General features: G+C 64.7%; 14 protein-coding genes. 3 read left to right on the top strand and 11 right to left on the bottom strand.

The annotated features are described in order from the left end of the window. Nucleotides 1-75: 75 nt before the first annotated feature. On the bottom strand, nt 76-525 hold the full coding sequence (locus tag OO68_RS48230) for a helix-turn-helix domain-containing protein (RefSeq protein ID WP_280922456.1): 450 nt from the start codon (nt 523-525) through the stop codon (nt 76-78). A 219-nt stretch (nt 526-744) separates the two neighbouring features. Here OO68_RS48230 and OO68_RS01595 point away from each other — a divergent pair, with 219 nt between their 5' ends. Beyond that, complete coding sequence (locus OO68_RS01595) at nt 745-1,758, top strand: AAA family ATPase (RefSeq protein ID WP_033306239.1); 1,014 nt, start codon at nt 745-747, stop codon at nt 1,756-1,758. Then, nucleotides 1,755-2,306 (top strand): hypothetical protein, encoded by a 552-nt coding sequence (locus OO68_RS01590; protein ID WP_033306238.1) that lies wholly within the window; start codon nt 1,755-1,757, stop codon nt 2,304-2,306. The genes OO68_RS01595 and OO68_RS01590 overlap by 4 nt, the downstream gene beginning before the upstream one ends. Before the next feature lie 11 nt (nt 2,307-2,317). Here OO68_RS01590 and OO68_RS01585 read toward each other — a convergent pair whose 3' ends face one another. Together OO68_RS01585 and OO68_RS01580 are read right to left on the bottom strand one after the other, a co-directional pair. Then, complete coding sequence (locus OO68_RS01585) at nt 2,318-3,187, bottom strand: DUF1932 domain-containing protein (protein WP_033306237.1); 870 nt, start codon at nt 3,185-3,187, stop codon at nt 2,318-2,320. A 10-nt stretch (nt 3,188-3,197) separates the two neighbouring features. Then, nucleotides 3,198-3,848, bottom strand: coding sequence for an HAD family hydrolase (locus OO68_RS01580; protein WP_033306236.1), 651 nt, complete (start codon nt 3,846-3,848; stop codon nt 3,198-3,200). A 201-nt stretch (nt 3,849-4,049) separates the two neighbouring features. On the opposite strand from OO68_RS01580, the gene OO68_RS01575 reads away from it, so the two are divergent. Then, nucleotides 4,050-5,108: an ATP-grasp domain-containing protein gene (locus tag OO68_RS01575; protein WP_033306235.1), complete on the top strand. Its 1,059-nt coding sequence runs from the start codon at nt 4,050-4,052 to the stop codon at nt 5,106-5,108. Nucleotides 5,109-5,182: 74 nt separating this feature from the next. Here the strand turns inward: OO68_RS01575 and lysX are convergent, their stop codons facing one another. From lysX to OO68_RS01540, 8 genes are all read right to left on the bottom strand, one after another. Next, nucleotides 5,183-6,673 carry a bifunctional lysylphosphatidylglycerol synthetase/lysine--tRNA ligase LysX gene (gene lysX, locus OO68_RS01570; protein WP_033306234.1) on the bottom strand — a complete coding sequence of 497 codons (1,491 nt, stop codon included), beginning with the start codon at nt 6,671-6,673 and terminating at the stop codon, nt 5,183-5,185. Between the two features lie 300 nt (nt 6,674-6,973). Continuing rightward, entirely contained in the window at nt 6,974-8,236 is a 1,263-nt protein-coding gene (locus OO68_RS01565) for an aminotransferase class I/II-fold pyridoxal phosphate-dependent enzyme (RefSeq protein ID WP_078625128.1), read from the bottom strand. Beyond that, complete coding sequence (locus tag OO68_RS01560; protein ID WP_157852656.1) at nt 8,233-9,063, bottom strand: nucleotidyltransferase family protein; 831 nt, start codon at nt 9,061-9,063, stop codon at nt 8,233-8,235. Before OO68_RS01560 ends, OO68_RS01565 begins: the two co-directional genes overlap by 4 nt. Beyond that, nucleotides 9,063-9,758: an SDR family oxidoreductase gene (locus OO68_RS01555; protein ID WP_051814257.1), complete on the bottom strand. Its 696-nt coding sequence runs from the start codon at nt 9,756-9,758 to the stop codon at nt 9,063-9,065. The genes OO68_RS01560 and OO68_RS01555 overlap by 1 nt, the downstream gene beginning before the upstream one ends. Beyond that, nucleotides 9,758-10,459 (bottom strand): phosphorylase family protein, encoded by a 702-nt coding sequence (locus OO68_RS46100; RefSeq protein WP_033306232.1) that lies wholly within the window; start codon nt 10,457-10,459, stop codon nt 9,758-9,760. Before OO68_RS46100 ends, OO68_RS01555 begins: the two co-directional genes overlap by 1 nt. Next, on the bottom strand, nt 10,456-11,421 hold the full coding sequence (locus tag OO68_RS01545; RefSeq protein WP_078625126.1) for a radical SAM/SPASM domain-containing protein: 966 nt from the start codon (nt 11,419-11,421) through the stop codon (nt 10,456-10,458). Before OO68_RS01545 ends, OO68_RS46100 begins: the two co-directional genes overlap by 4 nt. Continuing rightward, nucleotides 11,418-12,077, bottom strand: a complete 660-nt coding sequence (locus tag OO68_RS43615) for a phosphotransferase family protein (RefSeq protein ID WP_329503715.1) — start codon at nt 12,075-12,077, stop codon at nt 11,418-11,420. The genes OO68_RS01545 and OO68_RS43615 overlap by 4 nt, the downstream gene beginning before the upstream one ends. A gap of 583 nt (nt 12,078-12,660) precedes the next feature. Further along, the gene (locus OO68_RS01540) at nt 12,661-13,539 is read right to left on the bottom strand and encodes a GNAT family N-acetyltransferase (RefSeq protein ID WP_033306230.1); all 879 of its coding nucleotides are present in this window, start codon (nt 13,537-13,539) and stop codon (nt 12,661-12,663) included. Nucleotides 13,540-13,544 lie beyond the last annotated feature (5 nt).

Here is a 13,544-nt window from a genome sequence, read left to right as displayed (position 1 = left end):
GTTTCCTGCTGATTTCTGCTCGTCAGCGGTGTGTGCTCCCCCTGAGTCGTGGAGTCCTCATGCTGGGTACCGAGGTCAGGAGACGGCTTGCAGTGGTAGGGCCGGCATGACCTGGGCGGGAAGGAGCATCGGTCCTGTGAGGTCGGCGGGTGCGTCCAGGCCGTCAAGGAGCACGATGATCCGGTCGATGTTGGTGAGGCGCCGCTGCCCGGACTCCAGCATCGACAGGAACGACTGGCTCAACCCCGTTAGGAGAGCCATGTCCTCCTGGCGGAGATGGCCGCGCTCTCGTACGAGTTGGCAGAGTCTGCCGAAGTCCCTCTGGAATAGTGCGTCTTTGACGTCCTGGTGAGACCAGACCTGAGCGGGGACAGAGGGGCGCGCTGGATGGGGTGCTGTCCTACTACGGTTGCAGCCGGAGCAGATGCTGTCGTTGTTGTACCGGCTCAGGCGGCACCCGCAGGCGGTACACCGGCGACTGGCGCGCGCTGTTGCAGTTACCTCGGTGGTTCGCGGCCCCGACACCCTGATCGTCCCCCTCGTCGAGTGTTCAACTTTGGGCTCCGACCAGTGCTCTGCCGGAGGGGCCAATCACATCTGCGATCAGCACCGCGGAGTATCACTGGGACTTGGTGAAGCCGCTCAACATCGGGCGACGTGACTTTTCAACATCCGCTTACACATGGGTTCGCACGGGGCAGACTTAGAGTCCCGATCATGGTGAGTAATGGGCAGGCGGTAGGCATGGCGAAGAGACGCACGGGGTGGCGTCCGGACCAGCTTCGCGCCATGCGCGAAGCACATGGTCTGACGCTTGAGGGTGCCGGTGAGCGGCTACGTGAAGTGGCGCGCGCCGCTGGACTCACTGTGCCGGCAGCAAACTTTCAGACCCTGTGGCAGCACGAGCAGGGCGAGGTCTACCCCGGCCCCCACTACCGCAGGGCCTACTGCCTTCTCTACCGGTCCACCGAGCCCGAGTTGGGGTTTCGGAAGGCCCTGCCCGGCGAGCAGACGCAGCTGAAGCTCACCCCGGCCCAGGTGGAGCCACTCGGCGACCACGTACTGGCCGTCGAGCGCGCGGTGCTGCAGATCGCTCCAGGCGACGACGCTGGCAGCAACGGTCAGGAGGTTCAGCAGCGGATCATTGACGCGTGGAAACGTCGCCACACAGGCGGCGACCCGAATCGGCCCACCCTGTTGATGGTGGGTGGCTTCGCCGGAAGCGGGAAGTCGGAGTTCTCGAGGTTCATTTCACGGCTCACCGGGTGGCCCGTCCTCGACAAAGACCCCATCACGCGTCCGCTCGTTGAACGTCTACTTGTCGAGATGGGAAGCGACCCAAATGACCGCCACTCCCAGGTATATCGGGAGAAGGTACGGCCTTTGGAGTACCAGTGCCTACTGGAGACCGCTTACGCCAACGTCGACTGTTCGATCAGCACGGTGCTCACGGCACCGTTCGTTGCTGAGGTGAGCGACGCGCAGTGGATGCGCCGGCTGATCAACCGCTGTGAGGCACGGGGCGTGACCGTGGCGGTCATCTGGATCCGGTGCGACCTGGAGACTATGCACGAGTACATCAGCTTCCGTTCAGCAGCCCGCGACACCTGGAAGTTGCAGAACTGGGAGGAGTACGCCTCGACCGTGGATCCGGAACTACGACCAGCTGTACCGCACTTGGTGGTTGACAACCGTCTCGGCGCGGCCATATCCCTCACTGATCAGGTTCGGCAGATCTTTGGGACGGTGTTCGCATGAGCCGGGGCATCCTGCTGTACGGTCCTCCCGCATCGGGGAAGGACACCGTCACAGCGGCGCTGTCCGAACTCAACGACGCATATTGTGCGTTCACGCGCCTGAAGATTGGCAGTGGCCGCACCCATGGCTACCGGATGGGTTCAGCTGATCAGCTCGCAGAGCTGGAGGCGCGCGGGGAGGTGATCTACCGCAACGACAGGTACGGCAACATCTACCTCGTGGACCGCCCCGGCCTTGTACAGGCCACGCAGGAGGGGCGCATCCCCATCCTCCATCTAGGACAGATTGCAGGCCTTGAGGCGGTGGTGGAGAAGTTCGCCGCGTCGTGGACCAGTGTGCTGCTGTGGTGTTCTAGGGAAAGCACCGAGATTCGATCCAAGGCGCGCGGCGATAGCGACACAGAGGCCCGCCTTACAGCCTGGGACGCTACAGCCGAGGACATCAAGGCGAGTCCGAATTTCGCCTGGGATCTACAGCTCGATACCGAGGCCATGTCCCCCGCAGAGGCGGCACAAGAAATTGATCTTCTGATTCGAGGAGCTATTTGATCAGCGGGGCACTACGGTTCGTCGCGCTCCCCAGAGTCGTGGTCGACGCGGAGGTGCGAGAGGGCCTCGTCGATGGTGAGCTCGCGCTCTCGGGCGCCCGACCACCGGCTGAGGACTCGGCTGGCTGCACGCATCAGGTCATCCGGCAGCCCGGCCTCCCGCAGCAGGGCTGCTGCATCGTCGAGTTCCGGGCCCCAGCGCCAGGCGCGGGACGCTGTCTTGGGGATGTAGTCGATCTCGGTCAGGTAGCTGCCGCCCCGTTTGCCTGCGATCTCAAGAAGTTCGCCGGCAACGCCGCTGGCATCGGCGACGCCGTAGGCGAGCGCCGCCAGGACGCGGGAGGCCTTCTGATAGCTCGAGTACGACAGCTTCAGCGCGGAGGCGGCCCCTACCTCGGCGCCTAGCACTTTGGTCTTCACGTCACTCTCGCTGAACAAGGCCATGGCCCGGGTACAGCCGTCCGGGTTTCCGGACAGATACAACGTGGGCTGCTTGCCGCCCGTCGGCGGGGAGCCGACTACCGCACCGTCGATGACTACCGCGCCGGGGAGAAGCTCTGCGACATCCTTGACGCGGCGCGGTGTGATCGCGTTCGCCTCGATGTACAACTGGCCGTCGAGCTCGCAGGCAGCCACCTGCTGTGCGACGTCCACCGCGGCCGCAGGCGGGCACAGAGACAACAGCACGTTGGCGCGCGCCACCAGCTGCCCAAGGCTCTGAACGCCTTCGAGGCCGGCGTTCTCGGCGCGGGCTCTGGAGCGGCTGCTGCGGCCGTCCGTGCACCACAGCACCCGCACGTTCTGCCTGCGCAGCTGGGCGCCGAAGGCAGCGCCCATGCTGCCTGGGTGTAGCAGCCCAACCGTGATCCCTTCAGAAGCCATCACGGTGTCCTCAGCTCTCGGTTGCGAGCAGTAGCTCGATCGCTTGGCGTACATCAGCGGTGATGTGGTCCGGCGCTATGTCTCTTCCGGGCCAGGGCCTGCTGCCGCTGATCCAGATGGTGCGCAGTCCGGCTGCTCTGCCGCCGCGGATGTCGGTGTCCACACCGTCGCCCACCACCCAGCCGCCGAGTGCAAGATCGGCTCCGCAGATGGCGGCCGCCTTCTCGAAGATCAATACTTCTGGCTTCCGTGCACCGGCGGCCTCGGAGGTGTACACCGCATCAACGTGATCGGCGATCCCCGATGCGGTCGCTTTCGCGGTCTGGATTTCGGTCGTACCGTTCGTGGCAATGACGATCTTCCAGCCAGCGCGTCGAAGCGTGGACAGCCCTTCGAGCACGTGAGCGGGGCAGGTGACCGAGCGAGCCATGTGAGCCAGGTAGTCGCTCCACAGCGTCGCAGCCGAAGTGGCGAGGCCGTACTGGTTGCGGATCGCTTCGAAGGTCTCAGGGCAGGCGCGCTCTCGCACGAACTGCAGCAAATGGAGTCGGGCATCGTCGTCCAGGGCGTGCTGCGTGGAGAAGGCCGAAACCCAGTCTGCCAAGGGTCCTTGGCGATCAACGAGTGTGTTGTCGAGGTCGAAGATCACCAGCCGTTGCATGGGAGCAGACCCTACGGGACGAACGAGCCCTCGGGACAGGCAACCGTGCATGAGACCCCTGCTCGGCCCTTCGACGAGCGACATGGGCGAGGCGTGGACATATCACCGCGGTGATGTGCTTGATCCGTCCTAGTGAGCCACGCTTGGCATCCGATCGGTGACAGCTCATAGGCATTCCCTCGTCGTCACAAGGATGGGCTCATGGAGAAGGCAAGCGGGGCGATCCATCGGCCCTCGGGCACGGAGATTCCATTCGCATACCAGGTGATTTCTCGCGTGGCGCCCCGGCTCGACATTGTGCTGGAACTCGAACCATGGGGACGCGAAGCGGCCCGGCTCGAATTCCCCAATGGCCGGATCGCCTACTTTCGCCATGGCAACCTCGACATCAACCGCTCCGGTAGCGCCGACCTTGCGCGGGACAAGTACGCCTGCGCGCACTTCCTCGCGAACGCCGGCATCCCGGTTCCGTGGAGCTTCCCGATCCGCGCACTTGACGCGGTCATCGACGAGCACCTTGGCTGCTTCGTTGCACAGCACTCTTGGCCACTCATCGTGAAGCCCAATAGTCGCTACGGCGGCCAAGGGGTCGAGAAGGTCGACAACATGCCAGCCCTGCGTCACGCCGTGAAGCAGGCCCTGCGCATGGACAAGATCGCTCTCGTTCAGCCCTTCGTCCGGGGGCACGATGTCAGAGTCGTGGTGCTCGACGGTTCACCGATCGCAGCGTACTGCCGTATCCCGCCGGTGCTCGTTGGTGACGGCCGGCGTTCGATCCAGCTGCTTCTCGAAGGCTTGTATGTCGATGGTGAGACCGCTGGGCCAGCAAGGCGACTCCCAGATCACGGTGAAGTCGCAGCCCGACTGGCGAGACGGGCGGGCGGACTGGATCGCGTACCTCGCAGCGGCGAGCACGTTCCCCTGGTGGACGCCGCCAATGTCGCGACCGGGGCGGACGTAGTCGACCTGTCTCGGGCGCTCCCGGCGGACGTGTTGGACTTGGCGGTCAGCGCGGCCCAGACTGCGGGACTGCGCCTGGCAGGGGTGGACCTCTTGGTCGACCTCGGGATGGAGCACCCCGACCTCCTCCACTCCCAGACGCACCGCGATGCGACGCACGGTGCCCGTAGCGACGAACAGTGCGTCGTCTTGGAGATCAACAGTGCCCCTGAGCTCGACGGCTTTGCCTCACTCGGCGACAGCCAGGCCGCTCTCGTAGAACATCTGTACGAAACGATCCTGCGGGAACTAGCCAGATAGCCGACATTCAACGTCAGACGGCCCCTGCGTCAGCTTCACGCAGGGGCCGCACTACTTGGAGCGTCGGGGACGTGTCAGCTGGGCTTCACCAGAGGGAACAGGATGGTTTCGCGGATGTTCTTGCCCGTGAAGGCCATGATCAGGCGGTCAATGCCCATGCCCATGCCACCCGTGGGGGGCATGCCGTATTCCAGGGCACGGAGGAAGTCCTCGTCGAGTTGCATGGCCTCCGGATCACCGCCCGCGGCTAGCAGGGACTGCTCAGTGAGGCGCCGGCGCTGCTCGATTGGGTCGACGAGCTCCGAGTAGGCGGTGGCCAGTTCGGCGCCGAAACCGATGAGGTCCCACTTCTCCGCCAGAAGCGGCTCAGAGCGGTGCTGGCGGGTCAGCGGTGAGGTCTCAACCGGATAGTCCATGACGAAAGTGGGCTGCATGATTGTGTGCTCGACGAGCTCCTCGAACACCTCCTGGACGAGCTTGCCCTGCCCCCACTTGGCGTCCCAATCGACCTTGCGGACATCAGCGAGCCTGCGGACGTCCTCGATCGGGGTGTGGGGGGTGATCTCCTCGCCGAGGGCCTCGGAGACCAGCCCGTAGACGGTCCGACGCGGCCAGTCGGCGATGCCCAGGTCGTACTCGACGTTGTCGTGGACAACCACGGTCGTGCCCAGCGCAGCCACCACGGCCTGCTGTACCGACCGCTGGGTGAGGTCGGCCATGTCGTTGTAGTCGAGATAAGTGCCGTAGGTCTCGAGCATCGTGAACTCGGGGTTATGCGTGGAGTCCGCGCCCTCGTTCCGGAAGTTCCGGTTGATCTCGAAGACCTTTTCGATGCCCCCGACGACGAGCCGCTTCAGGTAGAGCTCAATCGCAATCCGGAGATACATCTCCATGCTGTAGGCGTTGATGTGGGTCTTGAAGGGCCGGGCCGCCGCGCCGCCATGGATCGGCTGAAGCATGGGCGTCTCGACCTCGAGGTAGCCCTCGGAGTGCCAGAAGTCCCGGATCGCCCGCACGGTGTCACTGCGCAGGTAGGCCATCTTGCGGGCCTCGTCGTTGACGATGAGGTCGAGATAGCGGTAACGCACACGCGCCTCGGGATCGGTGAGCCCGGCGTGCTTCTCCGGCAGCGGCCGCAGGCACTTCGACGTGATCGCCCAGCTCTCCGCCATGATCGACAGCTCGCCGCGCTTGGACGAGATGACCTCGCCTGTCACGCCGATGTGGTCACCGAGATCTACGTCGCGCTTCCATGCCTTGAGCGCCTCCTCACCGACGCCTGCGAGCGAGATCATGACCTGGATGTCGGCGGTCCCGTCCCGAAGAGTGGCGAAGCACAGTTTGCCGCCGATCCGCGACAGCATGACCCGTCCCGTGATCCCGACCTTTTCCCCGGTCGCGGTGTCGGCTTCCAGCTCGGGGTATTTTCCCCGGACCTCGCCGATGGTGTGCGTGCGCGGGTAGGTCACCGGGTACGGTTCGATGCCGTCCTCCCGGAGCCGCGCCACCTTCTCCAGACGGACGCGCATCTGCTCCGGGGCACCTGCGTAGATCTCGTCACTCATGGCACAAGGATAGGGGGAAACGCCCCACGGCCTCACCGTGGTCAACGGCACGCTGTGCCGCCAAGTCCTCGATCTGAGAACGACGTTGGATGCGACCGCTCCTGCTCGCGGCTGCGCAGATCGTAACCGCTTGGCGGCGCAGACACCTGAGACTTGCACAAAGCCGACCCTGGACTGGCGCGGTCAGATGCCTCGAAGCCCTCCCGCACCCCGGCCGACCAGCTGATCCACCTTCGCCGAGGCGGCCCACCCGTTGGACGAGTGAGCCGCCACGAAGGATCAACGCCAGGTCTGAGCGGGTCAAGGTGCACTTCCCGCGCAACTATTCGCTAATCCCATGAGTGCAGGGACCTGCGACGACACTTCGTTGATTCGTTCGAGAAGTCCGTCAATCTGCTCGGCGTCGTGCATGGCTGACACTGTGAGACGGATACGGCATGTCTCCGGAGAGACGGCCGGTGGTGTGACGGCGACACACCAATACCCCTTGTCGAGCATCAGCTCCTCGAACTGTGCCGCTGCCTGTGGTGTACCCATCTGGATGGGCACGATGGGCCCGTCGCCAGGCGGGTGAATGCCCATGCGGGCCAGTCCACTTCGAAGCCGCCGCACGTTGGCCCAGAGGCGATCTCGTACTCCCGGATCGCTTCGAAGGATGCGCAGGGCTGCGATGGTCGCTGCCGCCTGCTCTGCCGGCAGGCTTGAAGTGAAGCGGTAGCCCGAGCTGAAGGTGCGGAGCATGGCGATTGTCCGCTCATCGCCCAGAACGGCTCCTCCCATGCCCCCAAAGGATTTGCTGAGGGTGGCAACTTGGAGGGGAATCCGGCCGGTGAGGCCGAAGTGGTTGGCAGTACCAGATCCGTCGGCTCCGTACACGCCTGTGCCGTGAGCATCGTCAACCATGAGGACCGCGCCGTGCGTATCGCATACCTCGACCAGCCGGGGTAGATCTGCCAGGTCTCCGTCCATGCTGAACACGCCCTCCGTGACGACCAGGGTGGCGCGCCCCCTGTACACGGCGAGGATGTCGGCCAGATGTTCGGCGTCGTTGTGCCGGAATCGAACCCGCTCGCCAGACGATTGGCGTGCTCCCATCTGGATGCTGCGGTGACACAGCTCGTCATAGATCACCACTGGTCGGCTGCTGGGCGACGGGGATCCATACCAGCGGCGCGCCAGTTCACCGGCATCGAGGATGCCGTGGACAGCTGCGATGTTGGCCAGCAGCCCGGTTGCGGTGATGAGAGCCGCGGGCTGCTTCTTGAACTCGGCGAGCTCGTATTCGAGCTGTTCGAGTAGCCCGAGGTTGCCGCCGAGTCGGCGGGATTCGCTGGTGGCGTGGGTGTGCTCGTGGAGTGCTTCGGCGGCCGCGGCCTTCACTTCGGGGCGGTGATTGAGGCCGAGGTAGTTGTTCGAGCAGAAGGAGACCACGGTGCTGCCGTCGTGGAGGCGTACGTGCGGTGTGGGCAGGGTCTCGCTCCGGCGCTCCGGCGGGAGAAGTCCACGGCCGGCCAGCCAATCGTGCGCGGCGTGAAGGTCGGAAAACAGTGTCGGTGTGTTCATACGGCGAGCCTGAGGCTGGAGGTCACGGTGAGCAGGGATGCGGCGTCGAAGCCGGATTGGTGCAGGTCGGCGAGGTCAGCGGCCCAGCGAAGGAGCTCGTCGTCGTCGACAACGAAGCTGCCATCCCCTTGGTGTCCTAGGACTCCGCGTGCAGTCAGGTCTGCTAGAGCCTGTCGGCAGTGAGGAACTTCCAGTTCTGCGAACCTGCGGTAGCCGGGATGGACACCGAAGCCGCCGTTCGGGTGGTCCTGGTCGAGGATGCGGGCCATGACGTCTTCTGCTTTGAAGTCCCCGCTGCTGAGGTCGGGCAGGCACAGGGCCACGACAGTGGTCCACGCTTGTCTACGCAGCCCTGTAAGGACGTCCCTGTTGCCGGCTACGTGTCGGCTGAAGGCCAAGGCGCCCATCCAGGCCAGGTACCACGTGCCCTCGCTGGTGTTCCAGTAGGAGTCGCCCAGCTGCCGGGGAAGCTCGGGCGCTCCATTGATCACGGGTACGCCGCGGCCTGCTGCGGCGTCGTGCGCCTGGTCGATGGTGAAGTACTCGCCGGGGTAACGGCGGTCGAGGCGCATTCCATACTGGCTATGCAGCTTGCGGTAGCCGCCGATGAAGTCGCTCAGGCGGTCGAAGAGCGCGTCGTCCGGCAGTGTGTCGGCGGGAAGGATGACGTTGACGTCGATGTCGCTGTCTCCGCGAACGGCGGCCCCGTAGGGCAGGCTGCCGCTGGTAAATGCCACCACCGCGTCGGGTATGTGGATTTCGACCAGCTTGCCGAGTTGCTCGTGGATGTGGTCAGCCTCGTCCATACCGATGATCTCGCCGTGCATCACAGGTCCCCCACCGCGTTGTTGACGAACAGCGTCTCCACGCAGGCTTGTGGAGGAAGCCGAATCGCCGTGACAGTCAGCTCAGCGATGGACACGGGATCCATAAACTCCCGCTTCTCTTCGGGCTGCAGGTGGTCATACGAGGGTGTATCGACCGAGCCTGGCTGGACACTCGTCACACGGATACGGCGTGGCCGGAGCTCGTCCCGCATGCTCGCGGCGAACCCCTCCAGCGCATGCTTGGAGGCGCAGTACAGGGACCAGTCGGAGAATCCCCTACGACCTGCGATAGACGAGACGAACGTGATCACCGCTTCGCCGTCACGAAGCAGGGGTGTGAAGGCCTGGGTGGAGAAGATCGACCCGGCCACGTTGGTGTCGAAGAGTTCCTCGTACTGGACGCGGCTGGCGGAGGGCAGCGGTGTCGGGTAGCCGACGCCCGCGCACAGGACCAAGGCATCTACGTGTCCGGAGGAACTCGCCACAGCCTCAGCGGCCTCTCTGATGGCGTCGAGGTCGCGAACATCGACATCATGCGTACGGCAGCCATCGTGATCGGCGTGAACGTAGTTGCTGGCTCGCCGGGCAAGGATGTGGACCCTCCAGCCGAGGTTGAGCAGCTGGGTGCTGATGGCCTCGCCGATCCCGAGGCTCCCTCCTGTGATAACCGCGACACGTTGGGTGGTCTGGTTCATCACTGGCCTCCGGTCAGATCCTCGTGGATGGAATGGCATAGGTCATCGATCGCGCCGGCGATGTGCTCCGGATTGCTGGTGAACACGTCCCCGTCGCGGTTGTGGTCCGAGATGACGAGCAGGCAACGCATTTGGTGGCCAGTGAGAGCAGCTGCGGAGAACAGATGGGCGCTCTCCATGTCGACGCAGTCAGCCGCGCTCGCGAGTTGGCGGTGAAGAAGTGTGGAGTCGGCCAGGCATCCGACCGTTGCGACGACCCCGCCCGGCTGGAGTGGTTTGGCAGGGTGGCTACGGCGGCTGTGGAAGGACAAGTCTGCCGACTGACCTTCCGCTGCAGCGGAGGGGTGTGCGATGAAGGCGGACTCCGGGTCCACGGTGGTGCCGATCGTCTGGTTCCGCAGGCCACCCGCCAGGCCGACGAAAGTAACCCGGGTCGCCTGGGGAAGGGCGAAGACGATGTCTTTGGCGGCTGTGCCTTGAGGGACGTGTACGACGGCAGCGTCCCCGAGCAGGGAGGTACGCCACCATCCGTCACACTCCGTTCCGCCGCGGGCGAGGGCCGTGTGGATGCTGCGGATAGGGGTCAGGACTACTTCGGGACCGAGCCAATCGCAGCCGAGCAGCGTCATACGTGCCCGCCGCCGCCACTGCTCGTCCGGTACCTGCACCTGGCTGGAGACCAGCCCTCCCTGTGCGGTCACGACGAGATCACCGGCAGCGAGAGCACCGGAAGCGGGCAGGCTGTGGCCAATTCCCGGACGGGGCGCATCATGGCTTCCACGCCCGCTCGCAACTCGGTGAAGGAGGCTTCTTCCAGGTTCCCCAGACGGAACCGGTCCTGGTCCAGCTTGTAGAGCCACGAGCACGTGGCCAGGTCCCCGTTCGGCGCCACGAAGAACACCGACTGTCCCGCTGGGCACCCCTCAACATCGCTGGGCTGCGGTTTCCCGAGGCTGTGATCGATCTGCATACCGAGCTGCCTGTACTTCGCCTGGAGTTCGGTGAGCTCATCGAACAGTTCCTGCTTGCGTTCAGCAGTCAGCGCCAGCTCCGGGTGCCGCGCTGCTCGCCCTGCGGGGAAAACGGAGTTGATCACCAGCGCCTCGACGCCCAGAAGTGCCATCTGGGCGCAGAACTCGGCGACGTAATCGACGTTTCCGGGGTGGGCGACATGGGATACCCGAACGGGAACTCCAGCGGCCAGGAGACGTTCGACGCCGACTATGGCTCGGTCGAACGATGTCGGCTTGTGGCGCACGAGCGCCTGAGCCTCCCGATTGTGCCCGTCGACGCTCACCGTTATTCGACGCAGAGCCGTCCCGGACAGCGCGTCGGCTACTTCCTGCGTGATGAAGTAGCCATTCGTGTTGACGTACACTTCGGCGACGTTCGGGTCAATAGCGGCGATGATGTCCACGAGATCGTCTCGGGCGAACGGTTCGCCTCCGGTCAGGTAGAACTCGGTCACCCCAGAAGAGGTCATTTCCCGCACAGCGTCGAGGAACCGGGTGGTGCTGAGATCACTCGAGCGGGGGATCTGCGGGGAAGAGTCTGACAGGCAGTGCTTGCATGACAGGTTGCAGTAGTTGGTGACCTCCCATACAACCGTGGCACCCTCAGCAGGAGGGCGGAATCGGCAACGATCCCCCACCGTCTTGGTCATGTCAGTCCCCTTTCGGATTCTTCGATTGCAAGGGTCGCGTTGCTGATTACGGCTCGCTCGAACCCGTCCGTTGCCGGGCGATGGCGGCGATGCCAGGCCGCGCACTGAATTGCCCAAATGGCGATAGCTCCAGCCATCCGGTCGGCCAGGGACATCTCTGTTGCCTCTTCCACCATCAGTCGCCCTTGCCGCAGGAGTGTCAGGCGCATGTTTGCCGGCAGGTCCAGGGAAGGCGTCAGACAAAGGGCGGCAACATCGTGCAGCGGATCTCCGGGGCCGTAGAACTCGTAGTCCAACAACCACGCTCGGGGTTGCTCAGGATCGACGAGTACGTTCGGAGGGGTGGCGTCCCCGTGGCAGGGAACTCGCAACGGCTCCTGTATCGCCCTATGGAGTGCTTGGGTGGTGGTTGGCGCTTGAGAGGCGAGGGCTGAGGCCAACTCGGCTTGGAGTGAGCTGATTTGTGTTGGTTGGTCATCAGGCCACGGTCCAGGAAGTCCAATGGAGGCAACCACCGTCTCCAGTACCTTCTGCATCCACTTGGAAGGGTTTCCGGCCGCTGGGGCGTCGAGCCTTATACCGGGGAGCTCTTCCAGGACGAGTGTCGGTGGATTCCGGCGATGCTCCAAGATGCGCGGAGCGAGACCGTCCGGCATCTGCTGCAACGCGCGCAACTCCCGCTCATACGGGCCTAAGCTGGCGTATCGCTTGACGTACTTTGCGGCCTGCGTTCCTGAGCTCCCCGATCCTGGAACATGCCACAGTGAACGTCCCGAGCGGTCGACATGGACGGGCCTCCATCCGGTGCACCCTTCCTCGCTCACAGAATCCACCGACCCCATTTCCATTGGGAAACTCCTTGACCGCGCATCTGGTGCATGAAGGAATCCGCTGGCGCTATCACGGCCATCCGCAGGGGGCCGTCGTGGTTCGGCTTGCTGCTGTAACTCTGCTTGTTCTACTGGGGGGTTGGCACATCACGGCCGTGATATCACCGGGGTGATGTGCCGCTCCGTAAGGGCGTACGCCTGCTTGACGAGCCGCGGTCGGCGCCGGCTTCACGGGCAGGAGCCGGGTCAGCGCGCGGCTGCAGCATCAAGGCGGTGAGTTCGAGCAGAGCCTGTGGGTCATCGAGCAGGCAGACGATCTTGTCGAGGTTCATGAGGCGATACGCGCCGGGTCCAGGTCAGATGGCAGAAGCGTCGGCTGCGCAGCCCGCTGTGGAACCTCGCGAGTCGTTCAACCCGCTTCTGGTTCGCCACACGAGAAGTCGTACAGCGCGAAGTCGGTCACCGGGCGGTACCCGATCCGTTGGTAAAGCCCGTTACTGGTGGGGTTGGACAGGTCGGCGAACAGCACGACTTCCGCTGCACCGGCGGCCAGTGCGGCCTGGCTCACTTCGACCGTCGCGGCTCCCGCATAGCCGCGGCCGCGCAGGTGGGCCGGGGTGTAGACAGGGGCCACCCTGATCTGGCCAGCGACCATGGGGGTGGCGCCCGCCATGGAGACGGGGGTGCCGTCGGGGGTCTGCCAGAGCCTGACCCGCCCGTAGGCGATGCGCGTGTCGGCCCACGAGCTCGCGTCCATGGAAGGGACTTCGCCGATGGCATCGACGAACTCGCGGTACCAGCACATGAGTTGGTGGCGGTCTTGCTCGCCTGCTACTCGTCCCCGGCCCTCCGGGAGCGGCTCCGGTGACGTAAGAGCACCGAGCCTGTAGAGACGCTGCCGCTCGTGGAGAAGCGGCGTCGCACCCATGTGCCGCTGCCAGGCCTTGGCAAAGGCCGTGGCGGTGCCGTGGTCTGCGGTGACCCCGGGGAGAGGGTCACCGAGACTGGCCAGATGCTCGGCGAGAGAGCCAGCCTCCTCGGTGGTAAGCGGGGTGAGGACCAGGCGGCGGGGTGGGGTGCGGAAGAGGGCTGCGTGGACATCGCCTTCCCGCTCCAACCAGCCGAAGACGGGAGCCTCGGCGCCGTACGCGTCCACTCCACGCTTGCGCAGAGACTCGGTCACCGTCAGCGGAATGGTGTGCAGTGCGGGGCGCGACCGCAGGAAGATTCCGGCTCGGTCGAGAAAACCGTCGAGATCTTCGGTGAGGTGCCACTGCCCGGGACGCATACCTC

Source organism: Streptomyces iakyrus (genome assembly GCF_000717055.1).
In the GTDB taxonomy this organism is placed as follows: domain Bacteria; phylum Actinomycetota; class Actinomycetes; order Streptomycetales; family Streptomycetaceae; genus Streptomyces; species Streptomyces iakyrus.
This window is presented reverse-complemented; position numbering and strand designations above follow the sequence as displayed.